Source organism: Colwellia sp. C2M11 (genome assembly GCF_018860915.1).
Classification (GTDB): domain Bacteria; phylum Pseudomonadota; class Gammaproteobacteria; order Enterobacterales; family Alteromonadaceae; genus Colwellia.
On sequence record NZ_JAHKQD010000004.1, the window covers coordinates 56,206 to 78,726 of the forward strand.

Below are 22,521 nucleotides of genomic sequence, written 5' to 3' on the forward strand. Positions count from 1 at the left end.
CACTGAATTAATACACTACCGTCCTTAAAATCACTTAAGTTAATTTAGTTTGAAGTAACGTAATTAACCGAAAGTATACGATCTCCAATCTTGTTGAGAATCTCAACTTCCCCGTCACAAACAGCAATAATAGATTTACCATCTTTAAATTCTTTTGGAATAATAACTCTTCCAGATAAGTTCTGATCAAATATTTCCACCGTATGATGCAGTTCTAAACCATTATCTTGATAATAAATAATGGTCACTTTACGTTGAAGCTCCGACATAGTATTGACAACTTTAATAATAAATATGGTGATAGATTATACACGAATAACTTATTAGTAAAGCTATTTACTTTGCGCATAAAAAAACCCTGAACCATAAAGGCCCAGGGTCGATCAAATGACCGTTTAACGCACCCTCAACTTTCAAAATAAATAATTGAAATTATTAATTTTGACCGCAGAGATTTTTTACAAATACTGGCTAGAAGGAAGTACCAATATTCGTAATTCTTTCGTTAGTCGTAATTATGTATCTAACTACTTCCAACTTTTCATTTTGCAGCCTTTTACGGCATAAAATAGAATAAATAAATAACAAGGTAACATCACAATATACCCGCCTTGTTGCCCCATAGAAGTGCCGCTTGCCAGTCCCCAAAATAAAGGACCAAATGCGCCACCTGAAATCCCCATAACTAATAGTGCTGAACCAATACTAGTTAGCTTACCCATGCCAGATAAAGCTAAAGGAAATACTGCTGGCCAAACAATCGCATTAGCTAGACCAAGAAATGCTATTAGGATCAGTGTATCTGGGAATTGTGCTTCACCTAAAATAAATGAAAGCCCATTAGCGATAACAAATGAATTATTATCACCAAAAACAACACCTAAGCTCAGTAATACACCAAGTAGCGCAGAAATAGTTAATGCTGTTTGTTGCGAAATAAAACGAGGTATTAAAATAATACCTAAAATGTAACCAACAACCATGCACCCCATAGTATATGACGTCATCACACTATAATTTTTAACACCTAACGATAACGCAAACGTTCCAATGGTATCACCTGCAATGACCTCAACAGCCACATAGAAAAATAATGCTAATACACCTAGCGCTAAGTTAGGATGAGACAACGCTTCTTTTAGCTGTCCTTTGTTATCACCTTCATCTACTTCTCTTTCTAGCTCAGGTAATGGCGATTTTTTAACAGCAAATCCTAATAAACCAATAAATAAAGCCATGCCCAAATACGGCGTGACTAGCGCATCAGCCATACCATCAATTTCTATTGCGGTTAATTCAGTATTAGCCGTATCACCAAAACCACTTAAAATAAGCGCGGTAAAAACAATAGGAGCAACAACACCTGCGCCTTTATTTAAGATGCCCATAACAGAAATACGTGCTGCAGCTGATTCTTCAGGTCCAAGGCGAACAACATAAGGATTAACAGCTGTTTGTAATAAGGTTTGACCTGCTCCCATTACTAATTGAGCTAAGAGAAACAAAGCAAATATTTGTGTTTTAGCTGCAGGGATGAATAATAAGCCTGCAGCCATCATAGTCGCCATCCCTAATGCCATACCGTTTTTATAGCCAACTTTACGAATAATGGCAGCAGACGGTAGTGCGGTAAAAGTTACTGCGATGTAAAAAGAGAATAAGATCAAAGATGCTTGAAAAGGTGATAACTGTAATATTTGTTTAAGGTAAGGCATTAACGAGCCGTTTAACCAAGTAGCAAAACCTAAGATAAAGAATAGCCCTGCAACTATTGCCATAGGTAACACATTACTCTTTGAGTTATTTGATTGCTCTTGTTCATTTATAGGTAATGACATTTCTCTAACTTCCTCTTTTTTAGTATGTTAGCGATTAAAATAACACTAACTTTTTAATTATTTTTATTTACTACTCAAATAAATTTTATCGCTATTAATTAAACTTTTTCTCCAGCAATCCAAGTAGATAAAACAGTGAAATCTTCTTTTAAAACAACCATATCTGCCTGCATCCCTACCTTTAACTCTCCACGAATAATATTTTGATTTTCATACAAGTATTGTGCTGGATATAAACTCGCCATACGTATTGATTCACCTAGAGGAATATTCAAACCTAAATGTGTATTTTTTACTGCTGTAGCCATATCTAAAGATGAGCCTGCTAATTCACCTGTGGTTGACGTTAACTTGCCCTTGTCTACATAAACCGTTCTGTCATATAAAGGGAATTCTGTCATATTAGTTCCAACAGGTGGCATTGCATCTGTGACTAAAAATATTCCTCCGGCAGGTTTAGTTTTAATCGCTAACTTACAACTTGCATAATCAACATGATGACCATCAACAATTAAACCACATTGAGTATTATCATTTAACAAGGCGCAACCCACGACTCCTGGCTCTCGACCTTGTAATGGTGACATAGCATTAAACAAATGCGTAAAACCAGTTGCGCCAGCATCAACCGCTTTTTGCGCTGTACAAAAGTCTGCATTAGTGTGTCCTAAACAAACTTTAATACCTAGTTCAACCATGCGCGCTATATCTTTTGCAGAAACAGTCTCTGGGGCTAAAGTAACCATCACTTGCCCCATGTCTTTTCGTGATAATATTTGCCATTCAGCATCAGAAATTGGACGAATAAGGTCACCACTGTGAGTGCCTTTTTTGGCTAAGGATAAATGAGGGCCTTCGAAGTGAATACCCACTATGCCTGGTATTTTCTTGGTTATTGCTTCTGATATAGCATCAGCTGCTTGCGTCATCACGTCTACTTTGTCAGTGATTAACGTTGGCATCATTGCTGTGGTACCAAACTTTGCATGAGCTGACATAATAATTTCAAGCTTCTCAACAGAAGGAGAGTCGTTAAATAAAGCGCCACCTCCACCATTAACTTGTAAATCAATGAACCCTGGCACAACTAAATCTGATGCTACAATATCTACATCATTAATATTTTGATCTATCGCGCTAATAACACCATTAGTAATGGTTAATACTTGATCATCAATAAATTGCTGACCATCAAATAAACGTTTGGCGTGAAATCTAAGTTGTGTCATTTAATGTTAATCCTTAAATATTTCTAGTGTGCCTATGCTAGTTATCGACTCGTTTCTAGCTCAACTACGCACTTTGAACTACACTTAAGTTTTGTTGCATTGCTAGCTCTTTACGGGCAAACAATACAGCTCCAACTTCTGGAGGACTTAATGGCTCGGCTAATTTTTCTTGCAAATTTTTATCAAGCCAAGGTTTCAACCGTATTGTTAAACCGCCAAGCATTGATATACGCGCGGGCATTTTAGTTAATAACACACGAGCAATACTATTAATGTATTCGGCACCCTCTGTGACAATTGCAATAGCAATATTATCGCCCTGCTCTGCAGCATCAAACACTAAATTTGCTAGTTGAGCAAAATAAGTTGCTTTTTTTCCCGCTACTTTTTCAACGATAGATGTCGCATCAGCACAATGTAATTTTGCTAATAACACATCATTCATTATTGAATATTCAGCAATACCATCAAGAGAAAGTAATACTTGCTTCACTGCTTGTAACCCAAACCAAGCACCACTACCAATGTCACCTTGAGGAAAACCATGCCCACCAATGATAACTTCTTGGTCATCAATACATGAAAATCCACAAGAGCCTGTACCTGAAATGATGACCGCACCATTACTACTATGATGAGCACCTAAACAAGCAATAAGTAAATCGTGCGCTAAAAATAAGCCTTTAAATGGGCTTTGCCATTCTTGCATTTGCTTAAACTGAATAGGTAAATTAACCCCTGCTAAACCAACGCCAGCATAAATTTCGCTTAAGTTAATATGTGTTAATCCTGCATCTTTTAATGCCAACAGTGCAGACTCTGTAATTGAATCAGTTGCTTGCCCTATTCCATGTAGAGGGTTGCCTGGTCCAGAAATTCCTGTTCCCAGAATTTCATTGTTTTCATTCATTACAATGGCTTTACACTTGCTTCCACCACCGTCTATTCCTAGAAATAGCGCTTTGTTATTGTCACAGCTTGTGAGCATACTAACCTCAAAATTTTTCTCAATTATTCAATATCTTGCTTTCGTATTGTTAGTGCTACTTCTAATAAATAAGCAATATAAAAAGAATTAAATTAAATTGATTTATTCATTTATCTTACCTTTAGATGACAGCGTTGTCATTTATTTTTTCATTAATTATTAATATTTACCAATATTTTAGTTAACGGAAAAACATAACATCTTGATATTAAAGGAAATATAAAGAATTAATTATCAATAAAGACGAAAAGATTATTGTTTTTCATCTTTATCGATAATATAAAAATCATTACTTAGTAACTTTAGTAATGCGCCCTGTTCTTAAACCATTAATAGCACGACTACGAACAGATACCGCCCCAGTTACTTTAACTGGTGCTGTATACGTGTGCCAAATTGACGGTCCACTTTCAGTATTATTTATTTGATATTCAATAGTAAGCCCTGGAAAAGCGATATTAGCTTTTAGTACCCCATCTTCAATTACAGCACCTACTGTTGGCAAGCGATAATCTACTCCAGCTAACTCTAACTTAGGAAGCTCTTTTTGACCTAAAACTTGTGCAAATAAACGCCAGTCATCATCTCGAGATTTTTTCATATCTGTTGTAAATAAGCCTGTCGTTTGACTGTATATAGCGCCATCATAATTATATGGTATTGCCCAGCTAGGTAGATGCCAAGCGCGTTCTGCTAAAGCGATTAAACGTGGATATATTTTATGTTCTGCAACTTCATCACTACGTGTATTTTCACTCCAAAGTTGACCTTGAATGCCTAAAAAGGTTTGTCCTTTAGCTAGTGTCGACTTGGTATCATCAGCAACATAACTATTGTCTTCTCTGTCCAACCAAAACTCTGCATGAGCTGGTAAGTTATCAGGCATAAATTGAAAAACTTTCTCTGTGTTGGTATGACGAGATGCCCAGTAATAACCGTGTTCTTTTGGATCAGCCTCATATGGAAAGTCAAAATATAAAACATCAGGAGAAGAAAGCACGACTTGCCAATCACGGTTTGCTAAAGCATGTACTTTTTTATGCCCTTCCCAAAAAAGCACATCCCAAGAATTAGCTTGTACTATAGCAGGCATATTTTCCTTACGGGTATGTTCCATCCCGTCACTCCAACCTGCTACTTCAATATCAAGACTTAATAAAATACCAGCAACTCGTTCAATAAAGTAAGCGCCAAGATCACTCATCTTTGAAACGCCTTGGTCATTTTTTGCCACAAACGCTTTACATGCAGGCGATTCAAGCCATGCACCTGCAGTTTCATCAGCACCAATATGGTAACGAGTTAATGGTTGTCCAGCCTCACTATGAATTTGTTTTACTTGCGTCATTACTTCCAATATAAAATCGTATGTCGATTCAAGACAAACATTAAGCGTATTATCATTATAAAACTGCACTGACGAATATTCCGTCTTATCTTCGAAGTCATCAAGCAAGAATTGTGTTGCTTTTTCAGTTTCCTCAAGTGCCTGATACTTATTATATCGAGCAGCCATAGCCTTCATCGCCGCACGTGAATGTCCCGGCATATCTAGTGAAGGAATTACTTGAATATGTCTTGCCGTCGCTGCTTTTAAAATCTCTTGATAATCACTTACACTATAAAAACCATTAATCGATGACTCACTATCTACACCAGCACCTAACTGCGATATCAAACATGTTTGCTCTTGTGTATCGAAACAGCGTTTACTTGATAGCTCAGTAAGTTCAGGTAAACTTGGAATTTCTAGACGCCAACCTTCATCATCCCCAAGGTGTAAATGTAGTTTATTTAACTTATAAGCCGCCATTTGATCTAATAACGTTAGAATAAATTCTTTAGAATGGAAGTTACGTGCAACATCAACCAACATACCTCGAAAAGCATAATGTGGCTCATCATCTACTTCAACAACAGGCAAGGTTTTATGCCCTATGGTATACAAGCTTGCAAGTGACTGTAAGCCATTAAAAACACCATTCTCATCAACACCAATGATACTAATTTCTTTGCTATTAACAGATAGTTTATAGCTACCGATTGCTTTAGTATTATCTGGCTCCACTTTTAATGTAACAGGGTAGCCCTGATTGTTTTGCTTAAGACCTAGCATTGATAAATGCTTTAACGCCGCATTCACTGCCTTAGGGACTACATTTAAATAATCAACATTAATTCCTTCAGCCACATTAACCAAAGTATTGTTTTCATCAAAGCGAACTGATTTAGGTGTTGGTATGATTGCTTGAGAAATTGTCGGCAGCTCTTCCGCTAAATCAGCGACTCCTTGAGCATTACGCTTATATAAACTTTGGCTTGTTAACCATCGTGTGTTATCACCACTGCTGCGTTTAAATTGAGTAATTTCATCGGTAAAAGGCACAATAAAAGGTAATACTTCTAATTTAGTTTCTTGGTCTGTTATCGGTTTAGTACTGGTAATGACTCTAGCTTGTAAACCTAACGACGTAACCAGATAATTTGGTAGCGCATCGGTTTCTGATAGCATCCAGAAATTAGCTCTAAAAGTTACTTTTTTCGTTTCATTAGCTTTAAAGCCTGAAAAATTGTTTAACAAAGTAATTTTATGTAAATCACCATTTATATGCGTAACACTAAACTCATCACTTATCGATGATTGGACCGGAGAAATCTGACTGAAATAGATCGACCATCCTTTAGTATCGATAGGCTCTTTTGCAGTAAAACTTAACTCTACTTCAAAACAGGCACCATCACTAACATTAGCATCACAATATTGTGTTGGCACATTACTGATCACTCGGTATTTGACGTCAAGATTGTTGGCAATATTATCAATATCGCTTTGTTTAGCGTCGGGTAATGCTTTGGGCACAACAGATTCTATAGTCTGATTTGGTTTTTGGTTACTATTTTCACAACCTAAAAGAAATAAGCTCAATGACAAAGCAACAAATGTTGATAAACGCATCTTTGGTAGTGTTTTTTGATTCATGTTTCTAATCCATAAAATTTGTTTGATGCTCATTACAATGATGTACTAGATAAATACTAACTTACTACTCTACAATAAATGTTCACTATTAGAATAAAGTAACTTAATTCAAATAGTCGACGGCATTTATTTGCCAAGAGTATGAAAGATAAGTAAACAAAGTAACGTCATTAAATAATGAAAAACCCAGCATTTGCTGGGCTTTCGCAATATTAACTAATATTAGCTACTTATTAAAAGCGTATGCTAACACCCACTTTATAACGAGCTTCACCTTCAAAACTCCAAGCAGGGTAACCCGCTTTAAATTCATCAGTAACACTAGCATCTAAACTCGCAACACCAATTTGAATACTGTCTTCTTCGGTAATGTTAACCGCTTCAAAAGTAATATCGATATAGTCGGTTGCTGCATAAGAGCCACTAAAATCTAAAGAACCGTAATCTTGATGCTCTCTGTTACCGTAAAAACCAGGTAATTCACGCATCATGTACTCAGAACGCCAGTTATAAGCAATACGTGCAGAGAAGTCATCATTTTCATAAAAACCAACTAAGTTAACAGTATGCTTAGACGAGTCAGAAAAAACACTCACTTCATCAGGGTAGTTTTCACCTGGAGATTCTGCATCGGCATAAGTGTAGTTAACTGAATAACCATAACCATTATCAAAGGCATCTTGAATTTGAACTTCGATCCCTTCAATTGAACCACCAGCACCGTTAACAGACTTACTTACCGTCCAACAGTCACCGTCAGCACCACCACAATTAAGACCGATAGCAGCAGAGTCATTATCAACAATGCCGATTGAGTTATTAAGTGTTTGCTGCGATGAAATAAATGAGCTTACTTCTTTAGTAAAGTAAGTAGCACTTAACATAGCATCATCACTGAAATACCATTCAATACCAATATCAGCTTGGAATGCTTTGAAAGGGCTTAAACTAACGTTACCTGTATTTTGAACTTCATTAGCTGCTATACCATCGTGATAACCAGTTAACGCTTGTGTAGCAAACATATCTGAATAGTTTGGACGAGAGATAACTTGTGCTGCTGATGTACGTAAAATGATATTGTCTGCTAAATCCATTACTACATTAATACTTGGTAATAACTCATTATAACTTGCAGATTCGTTTGTTAAATTAGTATCACGAACACCTGTAGAGCTAAGTGCATAATGATCAGATGAAGCATCTGTTGTAATATAACGTAGACCTAAGTTACCTCGAATACCATCGGTACTAAAATCAGCCATTGCATATATTGCAACATTTTCTTCATCCACTGTTCCGTATCCTGCTCTATCTTCTTCATAACCAGTAATAAAAGACTTAGAGTCACTTAACATAGCTGATAAATTTGGCGCGGGTAGTGTAAAACCTGCACCCGCAGAAATGGTACCTGAATAAAATGCAGAAGCATCTTGTCCTGTAATATCAGGAGCAATAGCGGCAAACGTTTGTTGTTTAACGCTATGATCTGCATAACGGAAACCTGTTTTTATCGAAGAGATAACACCCAGTTCAACAGGGACTTCTAAATCTAAATTTAAATACGTTTCTTCGTCAGAGTTCGGTTGTGTTTTAAGTGCCCAACTTGCCGAGGCTAAATCGCCTTGAAAATCATCAGCAGTAAAACTATTTCTAGCGATATCAATAGCAATCACTTTACCTGTTGCGTCATATGTACCAGCATAATCTTCAGCAGTACCTAACCATGTACCATAGTTTGCTGTTAAATCAGTACCACCTTCAGCTTTGGTAGAACCAACACGACCAGATAGCGTGTAGGCATCCGCTTCATATTTAAAATCAAGATCAACAGTTTCAGAAGTCATGCCTGTTTCACGTGCCCAAGTTTGTGCCCAACCTGAGTCAGCACCGGTACCTGGTCGACGATAAAAAGTACATGCGCCAGCAGCATTTGTTTGCTCACAAGCTGCATTTTTATCATCAGGAAACATGGTAAATACAGAGGTATTAGCATTATCAGCTTCTAAGTCTAATGACATTATATTTAAACCAAACTCTAAATTGTCCGTTGGTCTATATTGAAAAGCTACGTTTACCGCTGTACGTTCACGTTCTTGTTGGAAAGTTGTTGGAACAATTTCTCCCCAACCTAGTAACGACTCTATGCCATTACGTTGATAGTCAGTTTCAGAATAAGAAGCCGCAACTAAAACACCAAATGATTCATCATCATTTTTCCAGCTGTATAAACCAGATAGTTCAGGGTCAAGAGCTTCAGAAACCGTTCCGTAGTCACCTTTAATACTTAAAAAAGCTGTATTTGAGTCTAAATCTAGTGGTTTACGGGTTTTAACGATCACCGTACCACCAATACCACCTTCAACTAAATCAGCTTGAGAGGACTTATAAACTTCTAGACCACCAACAATTTCAGAAGGAAGCATAGAGTAATTGAAACTACGGTCAATCGCTTGTTGATCATACCAACCAGTAGATGCAACTGAGTGGCCATTTAATAAAGTACGTGTTAACTGTGCTGAGGCTCCACGAATAGAGACTTGCTGACCTTGGCCAAACTGACGGGACACTGCTACCCCTGGAATTCGAGCTAAAGACTCACCAACATCGCTATCTGGAAATTTACCAACATCTTCTGCTGATACAACATCAACTACGGCGTCAGAAAAACGTTTACCGTTTAATGATGCTTTTAATGAACCACGAATACCAGTTACTTTAATTACTTCCATTTCTTTATCTGTAACTTCTTCTGCAGCCATTACCATTGGTGCAGTACCACTAGCTAAGATTAAAGCGATTGAACTAGCTAACACGCCTTTTTTAAATATTTTAGATGACATAGATTTCCCTTACTCATTTTTGTTTTATTTAATTAATTTCAATTTTCTTGTATCAGCGAACTATTGATAAATTTCACAAGCTTATCTGAAATAAACTATATCGAAGCTCTCTATCTTTTTAATACAGTAATATAAATATTTTATTTTCATATTACGACAGCGCTGTCATAAATCATGACAACGCTGTCATAAGGCGACTAAAACCATAACGCTTATTTTTAAATTTAGCTAGTCAAATTCTAAAAATAATTTAATTTAAAATGTATTATTTTCTTAAGTGATTGAAATAAAGTAATTTAAATTTTGATTTAATGTAGCTAAATTCAACTTTTAATTATCATAAATACGTCATAATTTTAACACAGAGTGAAATTTATCGTTAAATTATATGATTTGAATAGAAATAATAGCGCAATTTACCAATAAAAAAGGCGAACAAAATTGTTCGCCTTTCATAAAAATTTAATACGTGTTATTGATAATAAGCTTTTGGCATATTACCCTTTTCAGTATAACGATCACGTAAAGCATCTTGACGTGATTGAGTGGAAACAGGTTTACCATTAATCCACATAAAATCTACTTTGGTGCTTAACTCCAAAGGATCACCACTCCATAATACTAAATCAGCATTTTTTCCTACTTCGATACGACCTGAGTTAAGTTTAAATACATCAGCTACATTAGCCGTAAGCGAAGCAATAGCATCAGCTTTTGGTAAGCCATTAGCAACGGCAATACCAGCATCAAAGCGTAATTGATTAATATTATGACTTTCACCTTTAGGTGCTAAAATAATCTTAACGCCTGCTTTAGCTAATATTCCCATGTTAGCTAAAGAAACGTGCAATGAGTCAAAACTACTCGGTAAATTATCAATTGAGCTTAAAATAACCGGTACGTCCGCTGCTGCTATTTCTTTGGCAACAAGTACAGCATCACTCGCACCAACCAACACTAAATCAATACCATATTTTTTCTTCAAGGTAAGTAAAGCTAGTAAGTCAGTTGCTCTGTCAGCATAAGCTAATAATGGCTTTTCTCCCGCCAATAAAGCATTAACAACTAATTCATCACGGCTTGGCTCTTTCGCTTCTTTTTTCTCTTTCGCTGTTTGATTTTTTTGCTTCGCTAGCGCTTTTTTAGCATCAGCAAACTTATAATCTAGCGCTTGTAACTTTTGTGCTCTAGAGCCTTTACTTTCTGAGCCTAAATAAATAATAACGGCATTTTGCTTTTCAATAATACTCGAAAAATCACCCGATAAGTCAACAGCAAATGTTTGACCTGCAAACAGACCTTCTCCGCCAACGGGTGCCGATATATTACTCGTTATCCCACCTTTACGGGTATAAGGAATTAAAGTTGATTTAGGGTTGAATGCTAAGCTAGCGTCAAAGGTTATATCTGCCTTTTCATCCCTACCATCACGCGTTCTTGATACAGCGCCAACTTCAACTAAGCCTAAAGAATTCATGGTTCCAATAAAACCTGGGGTTAATATTCTTCCCTTGGCGTCAATGACTTCATCTGCTGCAATATTTTCAGGCGTATTCTCATTTTCATAAACTTGAGTAATGACGCCTTCATCAATAATAACAGTGGCTTGCTCTAAAATCCCTTGACTCGCTACCGTATGAACAGTGGCATTAGTAATAGCCGTGATTTTAGCATTTACTACAGTACTCGTTAACGCTAATACGGTAAGAGATGCTGTTACTAAAGAGCTTAAAGTGAATGTTCGTTTTTTTACTTGAATATTATTCATTAGTTATTCCCTACTCTTGCCCTAAAAGAAAATCACTTTTCGCTTGATATTTTTCATCAAAACGATCGTACACTTTTGCGCCATCAACAAAAACTTGTTCGGCACGTGCATAAACACTAAAGGGATTAGTATTCCATAAAACTACATCTGCATTTTTGCCGACTTCTAAGCTACCGGTTTTATCGTTAATGCCTAATGATTTTGCTGCATTAGCTGTTATCCATTTAATAGCATCTTCTTCTTTTAGATTAAAACCATTATCAATAGCACGATATAACACCTTACCGGCTTCTTGGTTCAATCGTTGAATGGTCGTTTCAGAATCCGAATGAACAATAGCGCATGAGTTTTTCACAGCATCAACAATAGCTACGTTTTCATCAACCATGTCATAGGCTTCCATTTTAAAACCCCACCAGTCTGGCCACATGGCAACACAGTTTCCATTTGCAGCTAACTCATCTGCAATTTTGTAAGCTTCTACTGCATGATGAAAAGTGCCCGAGTCATAGTTAAACTCTTTAGCTATGTCGACCATTACTGCCATTTCTTCTGCTTTATAACAATGATTATGTACAAGAATCTCACCGTCAAGTACGCCCATTAAAGTATCTAATTCTAGGTTTCTTTTCGGCGCTTCAGGATTTTTACCTGCGTCATAATCACTATTATATTTAGCCCATGCGCGTTTATATTCAGTTGCTTCAGCCCAAGCTGCTCGATAACCAGCAACATTTCCCATACGCGTTGAAGGCATTTGCTTTCTGCTACCATAAACACGTTTAGGGTTTTCTCCACACGCCATTTTCAAACCGTAAGGAGCATCAGCAAACTTCATCGCTTGCATAGTATGGCCAGGAACATTTCGTAAAGTTACGCCACGGCCACCAAATAAATTGGCTGAGCCAGGTAAAATTTGTAAGGTAGTTATCCCCCCCTCTCTAGCTGCTTCAAAACCAGGATCTTGTGGCCAAACACTATGTTCAGCCCACACCTCAGAGGTATTCGGCGAGGTCATTTCATTACCATCAGAGTGTGATTCAACACTAGGGCTTGGGTATACACCTAAATGAGAATGCACATCAATAATGCCAGGGGTTATCCATTTACCTTGCGCGTCAATAACTTCTACATTGGTTGCCGTTAAATCAACACCAACTTGTTTAATTCTACCATCAATAATAAGAACATCTGCATTATCCATACGTTCACCAATACCATTTAATACAGTGGCATTAGTAAATAAGGTGTTTTGTTGTGGTAATACTTTGTATGTGCTTGGGAATGGGTTTTTATTTATCGTGACTTTATCATCTTGTTTTTCGTTGGGTGAACACGCAGCCAAAGTAAGTGACACTGCGGTCAAAGCTAAACTCAGCTTAAAAGGTATTTTTTTCATGTTTATTCCTTTAGGTAAATAACAGCTATTATTATTTTTCATGGCTATTCAAGTAGTATCGAAAAGTTTTTCCTAGCTAAAATATATAAGAAAATTATTTTTTACTTTGATATTAAACAACCCAATCTGGGGTTAAATAGAATAGTTTAGACCTAAAAAGAATATTATGTTTGACCAGTAACGACAAGCCCTTAGCGCTATAAGTAGCGTGTTTGAGACAGAATTACGACCAATGGTATAAAAATTGAGATAGTTTACTGAGGAGCATTTTAAATATTTAATGGTTCAATATTTAAATGGAGCAATAAAACCTAGCTAAAACTAAGCCAATTAAACTATACCAATTAAACTTAGTTAAACGTCGATAAAAGTAACCGTTTGATTTTTTTATATCTAAATAACAGTAACATAATTGCCATAGCAAAATAGAACAAAGGCGATGTTAATTCTGACTTAACCGACCAGTAAAAATGGATTGCTACCAATAAAATGATGATATAGCTAACATTATGTAGCTGTTGCCATGATTTACCCATTTTACGTTTTAACTTATTTATAGATGTAATACTTAACGCGGTTAATAAAAAGAAAGCCGCCATACCAATGGTAATATATGGACGTTTCCATACTTCACTAATAAATAATGCGCCATCAAATTGTATTTCAAAAGATAAAAAGTTAACTAAGTGGAATAAAGCATAAGTATAAGCATAAAGCCCAAGTAAGCGTCTAACGTTCAACAAATAACCTTGTTTAGTTAATTTAGCGATTGGCGAAACACTTAACGTTATTAACAATAAATTAAACGCTCCTATACCAGTAAAATGAATAACACTTTCAACTGGATCTGCCCCTAATTTATCATTAAAAGCTAAAAAATATAAATTAACTAATGGTATCAAAGCACCTAAGTGAATAAGTACTTTTAATAACAACACTTTAGTATCATTTTTCATATTATCTAGACAGCTTATGTTTGTAGAAAGACATCATAAACATTAAAAGTTTTTTGATAAATCCATACCTTTATAAAGATCAGCAACTTCTTCGCCATAACCATTAAAAGGTAGTGTTGCAACACGATTACGCGAAAAAAGTCCTCCCGTTGTTATACTACGTTCACTCGCTTGGCTCCACCTTGGGTGATCATGATTAGGGTTAACATTAGCGTAAAAACCATATTCTTTTGGTGCCAATTTATTCCATGTGGTTGGCGGCTTATGCTCAAGTAATTTAATGCCAACAATTGATTTAATACTTTTAAACCCATACTTCCACGGAACAACCAAACGAATAGGTGCACCATTTTGCGGAGGCAGTGTTTTACCATATAAGCCTACGCTCATTAACGTTAATGGATTCATCGCTTCATCTATACGTAAAGCTTCTACATAAGGGAAAAGGAGACCACCACCTAAACGTCTGTCAGCTTGTCCAGGCATCTGTTTAGGGTCATACAACGTTTCAAAAGCCACATACTTAGCACGAGAATTAGGCGCTACTTTTTTAAGTAAATCAGCTAAAGAAAAACCAATCCAAGGAATAACCATTGACCAGGCTTCAACACAACGCAAACGGTAAATACGTTCTTCTAAAGGAAACATGTTAGTTAAGTTGTCATAATCAAGCGTTATTGGATTATCACATTCGCCTGATATTTTTAACTGCCAAGGGGCAACATCAAAGCCTTGTGATAGCGCTAAAGGTTGATCCTTTTGAGCGCCAAATTCATAAAAATTATTATGTGAAATCACCTTATTTTCAGGTGTTCTAAGCAGGTGCTCATTTGTTGAGTCTTTACTGAAATTAAGCGCTTTGGTTTGAAACTTCACCTTCTCTTTATCATCATCTGAAAAAAAGCCCGCTTGCGCTGTAGAGGTAATGGCAGAGCTCATTACTGCACTCGCACCTAGAAACCCCATTTTTTTCAATAAACTTCGACGTTCAAGATATACCGATTCATCGGTAACGTTGCAATCTTTAAGGGTATTTTTTGTCGGGATATTAATCAGCATATCAGTATCTAATGGTTCATATTAAAGCACATGAAATAGTAGACACTGATATAGCAGAAATAATTTCAATTATCTCGATTACTGACTAAATTTTTAAACAATCATTTACTGCTTAAACTGAGAGATATTATTATTAAAAGAAAAACTATGCTGTTTTTACTAACTGTTGTAAATGCGTAATGACATCACTTGATTCATAAAGCCACTGTACTTCACCATTATTTTTCTCAATACGCAAACAAGGCACAGTACGTTTGCCCCCTTCACGAATAAGCTCTTCGCGGTAATCATTTTTTTGGTTAATGTTACGCAATTCTATATTCAAACCTTCACGCTTAATTGTACGGCGTACTTTTACACAAAAAGGACAACTAGGTAGTTGGTACAAACTTAAATTTTTAGTATTCTCATCAACTTTTTTCTGTTCTTCAACGGTTCTTTTGGGTGATTTTGGTGAAAAAATAAAGTTTAGTAATAAAATAAGGCGACCAATTGGCCAGCGTATGAGCGACATAATCATAGTATTGTTTCTACAGTAAAGTGTGTATTAAAACTTTTATTTAAAAAGTGCGTTAAAACATCTAATTTGATCATTAAACCAAATTCGGTGAAGGTGAAATAGTTTAGCATGAACCATCTTTGTTAGCCCATACATAACCCGAGAAGAATATTGCTTAAATGTTACTGAATATCTTGGCTTTGATCATATTGAGTCAGTTTATTAAATTTAATCATGGCGCGTAGCTCTGTTATATATTCCATCCCGCGCTCAGAATAACGACTTAAACCTTCAGCTAAAACAAGCCCTGTTATCGGCTGCTTGTCAGCTCTTTGTTGTGCCCGTATATTTCGTAATGACTGATATGCAGGATGGCTATTTAAATTATTCATATAGCTTTCAAGTGACTGTTGAGGTGAGTCAAAAGCAGCAACTTCATGGCTCTTACCAGAGTCTCTTTTATTAGGAATAAGTCCACAACCTTTTTCAAAACACCATTGACCAAAAAAATTATTACCGAGTTGAGCAAACCTTGAGGTTCCCCACGCACTTTCATTAGCTGCTTGTGCTAAGACAAGTGATGGCGGTAATACATCAACACGCTTAAGTAGTTTTTGCCAAAAAATATCATCGTCAATAGTGGCGTCTGTGACTCTATACTGAATTGCTATATCGGCAATTTTTCGCTTATCCCACCAACTGATATTATTTCTATTTTCTGACCATAAAAGTAACTGTTTTCTCGTCTTTTTTATGTTTATATTCTTTTCATCAATAAGCGGAATAAAGTAATTAAAAAAAGCGGACTTTCTCTCCGTACCGGCAGCGTATTCTTCAAAGTTAGGTCGCTTTGGTTCGTGTGAATAAAGGGTGATAACGAGTGTAAGCAATAAAACTAATACGGCTAATAAAATTGATATTCGTTTATTATCGAATGCTTTATTCATATAACTTCCTTAATTAAATGAGTTTTAGGGCCATTTATTCGTTACGTTAACTTATTGAAAATCTTTATTGAGTACCTTATTTATGTGCATTTATACTTAGGTACGTTTATGCTTAGCTCCGCTTACTTTTAGGTATATAATTCAAAATAGAAACGGGAACGACTTTTTTGACATCAAAGCCTTCAAATTCTTTCCGATTAATCACATGGCCTAGCCTACTTTCAATAGCACATAAGTTTCTAAAGTTATCTTTGGAAACAAAAGATACTGCTTCTCCAGATGCTCCAGCTCGACCTGTTCTACCTATTCGATGAATATAATCATCAACATTGTCAGGCAGATCATAATTCACTACACGCTCAAGTGCGCCAATATCAAGACCACGTGCAGCAATGCCTGTTGCAACTAAGTATTTAATTTTCCCTGATTTAAAATCATGCCATATTTGTTCACGAACGGCTTGTGTTCTTCCACTATGGATAGCTTCTGCTTTTATGTCACGTTTTTCTAACTGACTTACCAATTTAGCAGCCCCATGTTTTGTTTCAATAAAAATAAGCGCCTGCTGCCATTGCAAACTTTTTATTAAATGACTTAATAATGCCGATTTATTACCTTTATCGGTAGTTACCAACCATTGCGCTATTTGGGGCTTTGAAGCACTGTTTTGAGCGATAGAGATTTCTACCGGGTGATTAATAGTTCTTTTAGCTAAGGCACGTACTTCATCTGAAATAGTAGCAGAAAACAATAAATTTTGACGTTGTGTAGGTAAGCGCTCAATAATTTTATTAATGTCATCAATAAACCCCATATCAAGCATTCTATCAGCTTCATCTAATACTAACATTTCAAGCTCATCAAAATGTAAAGCACGTTGATGTGTCATATCTAATAATCGGCCAGGTGTCGCAACAATAATATCAACTCCCCATATTAGTCGTTGCTTTTGTGGTACGGCATCAACACCACCATACATAGCCATAGAACTTAACGTTAAATATTTACTATATGAGCTAATACTTGCTTCAACTTGCACCGCTAATTCACGTGTAGGAACCAATATAAGTGCACGTATACGTTTGCCACGCAACTTACGATCTGTATTTATTTTTTTTGTATGTAACTGCTCTAAAAGAGGCAAAACAAAGCTCGCAGTTTTACCTGTACCTGTTTGCGCGCCAGCAATAAGGTCTTTACCAGACAAGACAACTGGTATTGCTTGCTTTTGAATATCAGTAGGCTCTGTATAAGCTAAATCAGCAACAGCTTTTAAAATGGGTTCAGATAATCCAAGGGTTGAAAATGACATGTAGATCCAGAAGAGTAAACTGTGTTAATTAGAATAAATAAAGCGACTACAACGTAAAGTCGCTTATTAAAGAGAGGTTAGCAAACTATTGTTGTGCTTGTATTTTTAACCCATTTAGAAAAGTTGAAAGTACATCATCACTGCAGTCTCTGTAGTGCTTATGGTTTACATTTCTAAAAAAAGCACTTAGCTCATATTTACCTAAGCTTAAACCGGCTAATTCAAGAATATTAATAACATCATCAGCCTTAAGTCCAAAGGCTATTTTTAGCTTATTAAAAATAGCATTATTTGTTAATACTTGCTCAGCTTGACGTTGAGGCGTATCGTCCTTAGCACCTCTTTTCTCAGTGATTAAACCATTTAAAAAGCTTGCTAATTCGCTATCAGAGAGTACTTGATAAGCACTGTCATTTTTCTCTTTGAAAAAATCGGCTAACTGTTCTTGGGTAATAACACATTCCCCTAGCGCAAACACGACAAGTATTTTTTCATCATTAAAGTTTAAAATCGTACTGATACGACGAAGAAGGTCATTATTTATCATTAATTTGCCCTGAGCTGTAAAAATAGTGAAAGTGCTTATAGTATAACGGCTATCAACCTATAAGCGCTATCACATTCATACAATATGCTCGATTACATTACTTAAGCTTTTGCTAACGCTTGTTCAATATCGGCAATAATATCGTCAATATGTTCAATACCCACAGATATTCTAACAAGATCTTCAGAAACCCCCGCAGATTCAAGCTCTTTGGCATTTAACTGTCGATGTGTCGTCGATGCAGGGTGACACGCAAGTGATTTTGCATCACCAATGTTGACTAAGCGTAAAATCATACCAAGAGCATCGATAAATCGCCCACCAGCTTCACTACCACCTTTAATACCAAAACTTAAGATACCTGACGCTTGACCATTAGTGACAGTTTGGCAAAGTGCATTATAAGGACTTTCAGGTAAAGCAGCATAATTAACCCAATTTACTTTTTCATGGTTGCTCAGATATTTAGCGACCTTAAGTGCATTTTCACAATGGCGCTCCATGCGTAAACATAAAGTTTCGAGACCTTGCATGATCAAAAATGAACTATGTGGTGATAAAGCAGCACCTGTATTTCTAAGTGGTACTACACGACAACGACCAATATAAGCTGCTGCGCCTAATGCTTCAGTATAAACAACATCATGGTATGAAGGATCTGGTTCATTTAACATTGGAAACCTATTTTTGTTTGCAACCCAATCAAATTTTCCTGAGTCAACAATAATGCCGCCAATAGTGGTACCGTGACCACCAATATATTTAGTTAATGAGTGAACAACAATATCCGCACCATGCTCAAACGGACGACACAAAGCTGGACTTGCAACGGTATTATCAACAATTAACGGCACACCATGTTTGTGTGCAATTTTAGCGAGTCCTTCAAGATCGATAATATTACCCGCTGGGTTACCAATAGATTCACAAAAAACGGCTTTTGTATTCTCATCAATTAAGTTATCAAATGAAGCTAAATCATCACCTGAAGCAAACTTTACTTCTATGCCTTGTCTTGGCAAGGTATGTGCGAATAAATTATAAGTACCACCATAAAGCTGACTAGTACTGATAATATTATCACCTGCTGATGTAATAGCTTGAATAGCATAGGTAATTGCCGACATACCCGAAGCAACAGCTAACCCTGCAATACCACCTTCCATTTGAGACACGCGTTGTTCCAATACATCCGTTGTTGGATTCATAATACGCGTATATATATTACCTGGAACTTTTAAGTCAAATAAATCAGCACCGTGTTGTGTGCTATCAAAAGTATAAGAAGTTGTTTGATATATAGGTGTTGTTGCAGCCTTGGTTGTGGCTTCAGAGTCATATCCATGGTGCAGTGCTAAAGAGGCTAGTTTCATAAAATTCCCTAATTGATGTTATTATAATTGAAGTTAATCTATCTTAATGCACGTAAAATTTAAATAGAAACTCATATCTATTAACCATAAGATATATGAATAGTCACTCTGAACTTGACTCAGGATCCTATGCGCATACAGATAAACTCAGGAGATTCCGTATTATGTAACCTACGAAATGACAAGCACAATGACCTACGTAGCGATGAGTAAGAGAATAACGAAAGTAATGCGCTACCCAGTATCAGATATTAACCAAAAACAACAGTCTCATCATTATCTAGCCATAGCGGATACTTAAACATAACTTTTGAAAACATCGGACTTTGTAAATAATGGTTAAGCCATTGTCGGATTTTGGGATAAGGCGCTTGTAAATACCATTGACGCTCTACTCTGGCAAACTGCCGTATAAAAGGTAACAACGCGATATCTGCTAAACTCTCTTTATCAGACATAATAAATGCATGACAATTTAACCGCTCTTCTATCATTTTTAGGTGATTTTCACAGGCATATCGGCATTCAGTAATATTATCTTCGTGATACCGTTTAGCGCATCGATATGCTTCGAGCTTCGTCTTAAATTCCTGATCGAAAATAGCAATTAACCTAAGCATTTCGTCCAGCTTATTCGTACCTGTATTAACTTGTTGGTTATGCAAAAGATCGTCAGGATCACTCTGCTTTAAAGCCCACAACATAATATCTAAACTTTCATCGATTACGGTTGGTACTTTTTTATCTAACACCAAAACAGGCACAGTACCTTTAGGCGATACTAGGAGCATTTCATCGGGTTTATTACTTAACACAATATCGCGTAATTCAATAGGTTGCTTGGATTTAAATACGGCTATTCTGGCTCGCATAGCATACGGACAGTTTCTAAGGGAATAAAGTATAGGAAGGTTATTCATTACGGATATATTATCTGTTGTCATTTTATTTCCTCATACTTTTACTAGCTAATGTTTTTTCAATGGGCTTATACCATCAAATTGTATCAACATTATTAATCAAAACAATTTAGACATAATAATATAATGGCAGTACGTCGTAAAAAATTAACAACATTTCCTAGCTAAGCAAGTACAATAGCAATCTTTTAAACATGAATATTTATAATGTAACCATTTGAAAAACCATTTAGAGATTTTATGCATTTATTAAAACGAGTTGTTCATCATGCTATTGAAGAACAAAACTTAACACCTGCTCACCCTAAAAGCTTTACTCGAATTGCCACCAGAGCAATAGTCATAAAAGACAAAAAAATATTATTAATGTTTACTGAGCGTTATAACGATTACTCATTACCTGGTGGCGGTGTTGACCAAGGTGAAGCTTTAATTGATGGTTTAAAGCGAGAGTTAAGTGAAGAAACCGGTGCATTAGAGATAAACAACATAAACCCTTTTGGCTTATACGAAGAGTATCGCCCACATAATAGCCAAAAACACTTTCCAAACTGTACTATTATGCATATGCTTTCATATTGTTATGTCTGTGAGATAGCAGACCAATTAGGCGAAAATAAATTAGAAGATTATGAAGTAAATAATGGTATGCAAGTACGCTGGGTTTCAATAGATGAAGCTATTAAGCATAATAAAGAGACCATGAAAAATGATGAAAAGCAAGGGCTATCCATTCAGCGTGAAACGTATTTATTGCAAAAAATTAAAGCCCAAATTATTAATAGTAAACCTGATGCTTAATAGCAATCACAAATAGAACTAACGACTCTAAACATATTGTTTACCTATTTATTGAGATAAGTAACTAATAAAGTTTTGAGTTATATTTACTTAAGCACTAATAAGCTTGAAAAAATCAATATATATAGCATACTTACTCAATTAAATAATTTATTAAGAACTCACGCCTTGACCTATTTTTATTTAAAATCATATTTCACAAAGCTTATTGTGATTGTGGTTCTAGCCTCTATTGCTTTTCAGTCTCTTGCTAGTGAGCCAATTCTACCTATTTTAAAAAAAAAGCATCTCAACAATAAAAAATTTGAGCTCGGTAAATTATTATTTGTAGATACAAGGTTATCCAAGAATCAGGATAGGTCTTGCCATTCCTGCCATAACTTAGCATTAGGTGGAGCTGATGGTTTAAAAAAGCCTGTTAATCTAGCGTTTAATTCTCCTACCATTTTAAATGTCAGTAAAAATTATTATATTGGATGGAAAGGTGAATATAGCCAATTAAAGCCTCAACTAGAAATGATACTTCAAAAGCCTGATGTAATGGGTACAGATTGGGCATTTGTAATACCCGCATTTAAAAAAGATCAGTTATATTCAAAACTATTCTCCTCTATTTATAACTACGGTATTTCAAAAGAAAATATTATCGATGCCATTTTATACTATGAAAGCAACTTAATTTTGCCTTCAAAGTTTGATGAATTTCTTTTAGGTGATAATGATGCAATAAGCTTATCAGCCAAACAAGGCTATAATAACTTTAAAGATTATGGCTGTGCATCGTGTCATCAAGGAGCCAACGTTGGCGGAAATATTTTTCAAGAACTTGGCGTAGTTCTTCCTTACAAAGGTATTATTGGTCAATACAAAACGGAGAAATTACGTGTTCCTTCATTGAGAAATGTTGCAAAAACAGCTCCTTACTTTAGCGATGGTACGGTTAAATCACTAAAAAAAGCAATTGAAATAATGGCCAAGCATCAACTTGGACAAAAACTAACAGATACAGAAATTGATCAAATCGCTGATTTTTTAAAGTCACTCGATAGTATTATGGAGTGA

At 35.9% G+C, this 22,521-nt stretch carries 18 protein-coding genes; 2 read left to right on the top strand and 16 right to left on the bottom strand.

Annotated features, from left to right (window positions below):
• Window positions 1–44: 44 nt before the first annotated feature.
• The 16 genes from KO509_RS01050 to KO509_RS01125 form a co-directional block, all read right to left on the bottom strand.
• Complete coding sequence (locus tag KO509_RS01050) at window positions 45–269, bottom strand: TIGR02922 family protein (RefSeq protein ID WP_215971432.1); 225 nt, start codon at window positions 267–269, stop codon at window positions 45–47.
• 258 nt (window positions 270–527) lie between these two features.
• Window positions 528–1,838, bottom strand: a complete 1,311-nt coding sequence (gene nagP, locus KO509_RS01055) for an N-acetylglucosamine MFS transporter NagP (RefSeq protein WP_215971433.1) — start codon at window positions 1,836–1,838, stop codon at window positions 528–530.
• 98 nt (window positions 1,839–1,936) lie between these two features.
• Complete coding sequence (gene nagA / locus KO509_RS01060; RefSeq protein ID WP_215971434.1) at window positions 1,937–3,067, bottom strand: N-acetylglucosamine-6-phosphate deacetylase; 1,131 nt, start codon at window positions 3,065–3,067, stop codon at window positions 1,937–1,939.
• Window positions 3,068–3,131: 64 nt separating this feature from the next.
• Window positions 3,132–4,055, bottom strand: a complete 924-nt coding sequence (nagK, locus tag KO509_RS01065; protein WP_215971435.1) for an N-acetylglucosamine kinase — start codon at window positions 4,053–4,055, stop codon at window positions 3,132–3,134.
• A 289-nt stretch (window positions 4,056–4,344) separates the two neighbouring features.
• Entirely contained in the window at window positions 4,345–7,035 is a 2,691-nt protein-coding gene (locus tag KO509_RS01070; RefSeq protein WP_252727323.1) for a family 20 glycosylhydrolase, read from the bottom strand.
• 233 nt (window positions 7,036–7,268) lie between these two features.
• Window positions 7,269–9,878, bottom strand: a complete 2,610-nt coding sequence (locus KO509_RS01075; protein WP_215971436.1) for a TonB-dependent receptor — start codon at window positions 9,876–9,878, stop codon at window positions 7,269–7,271.
• A gap of 472 nt (window positions 9,879–10,350) precedes the next feature.
• Window positions 10,351–11,646, bottom strand: a complete 1,296-nt coding sequence (locus KO509_RS01080; RefSeq protein ID WP_215971437.1) for an amidohydrolase family protein — start codon at window positions 11,644–11,646, stop codon at window positions 10,351–10,353.
• Between the two features lie 10 nt (window positions 11,647–11,656).
• Window positions 11,657–13,045 carry an amidohydrolase gene (locus KO509_RS01085; protein ID WP_215971438.1) on the bottom strand — a complete coding sequence of 463 codons (1,389 nt, stop codon included), beginning with the start codon at window positions 13,043–13,045 and terminating at the stop codon, window positions 11,657–11,659.
• A gap of 350 nt (window positions 13,046–13,395) precedes the next feature.
• A complete protein-coding gene (gene msrQ, locus KO509_RS01090; RefSeq protein WP_215971439.1) occupies window positions 13,396–14,001 on the bottom strand; it encodes a protein-methionine-sulfoxide reductase heme-binding subunit MsrQ in 606 nt (201 codons plus the stop codon).
• A 42-nt stretch (window positions 14,002–14,043) separates the two neighbouring features.
• A complete protein-coding gene (gene msrP, locus KO509_RS01095) occupies window positions 14,044–15,060 on the bottom strand; it encodes a protein-methionine-sulfoxide reductase catalytic subunit MsrP (RefSeq protein ID WP_215971440.1) in 1,017 nt (338 codons plus the stop codon).
• A gap of 145 nt (window positions 15,061–15,205) precedes the next feature.
• Window positions 15,206–15,574, bottom strand: coding sequence for a glutaredoxin (locus KO509_RS01100; RefSeq protein ID WP_159822533.1), 369 nt, complete (start codon window positions 15,572–15,574; stop codon window positions 15,206–15,208).
• 167 nt (window positions 15,575–15,741) lie between these two features.
• Window positions 15,742–16,506, bottom strand: coding sequence for a glucosaminidase domain-containing protein (locus KO509_RS01105; RefSeq protein WP_215971441.1), 765 nt, complete (start codon window positions 16,504–16,506; stop codon window positions 15,742–15,744).
• A 112-nt stretch (window positions 16,507–16,618) separates the two neighbouring features.
• Entirely contained in the window at window positions 16,619–17,818 is a 1,200-nt protein-coding gene (locus tag KO509_RS01110; protein ID WP_215971442.1) for a DEAD/DEAH box helicase, read from the bottom strand.
• Window positions 17,819–17,903: 85 nt separating this feature from the next.
• Window positions 17,904–18,365: a DUF1456 family protein gene (locus tag KO509_RS01115; RefSeq protein WP_215971443.1), complete on the bottom strand. Its 462-nt coding sequence runs from the start codon at window positions 18,363–18,365 to the stop codon at window positions 17,904–17,906.
• Window positions 18,366–18,466: 101 nt separating this feature from the next.
• A complete protein-coding gene (locus KO509_RS01120) occupies window positions 18,467–19,738 on the bottom strand; it encodes an aminotransferase class I/II-fold pyridoxal phosphate-dependent enzyme (RefSeq protein ID WP_215971444.1) in 1,272 nt (423 codons plus the stop codon).
• 251 nt (window positions 19,739–19,989) lie between these two features.
• Complete coding sequence (locus KO509_RS01125) at window positions 19,990–20,682, bottom strand: glutathione S-transferase (RefSeq protein WP_252727324.1); 693 nt, start codon at window positions 20,680–20,682, stop codon at window positions 19,990–19,992.
• A gap of 216 nt (window positions 20,683–20,898) precedes the next feature.
• Here KO509_RS01125 and KO509_RS01130 point away from each other — a divergent pair, with 216 nt between their 5' ends.
• Both KO509_RS01130 and KO509_RS01135 read left to right on the top strand, forming a co-directional pair.
• A complete protein-coding gene (locus KO509_RS01130; RefSeq protein ID WP_215971445.1) occupies window positions 20,899–21,459 on the top strand; it encodes an NUDIX domain-containing protein in 561 nt (186 codons plus the stop codon).
• A gap of 75 nt (window positions 21,460–21,534) precedes the next feature.
• Window positions 21,535–22,521, top strand: a complete 987-nt coding sequence (locus KO509_RS01135; RefSeq protein WP_215971446.1) for a cytochrome c peroxidase — start codon at window positions 21,535–21,537, stop codon at window positions 22,519–22,521.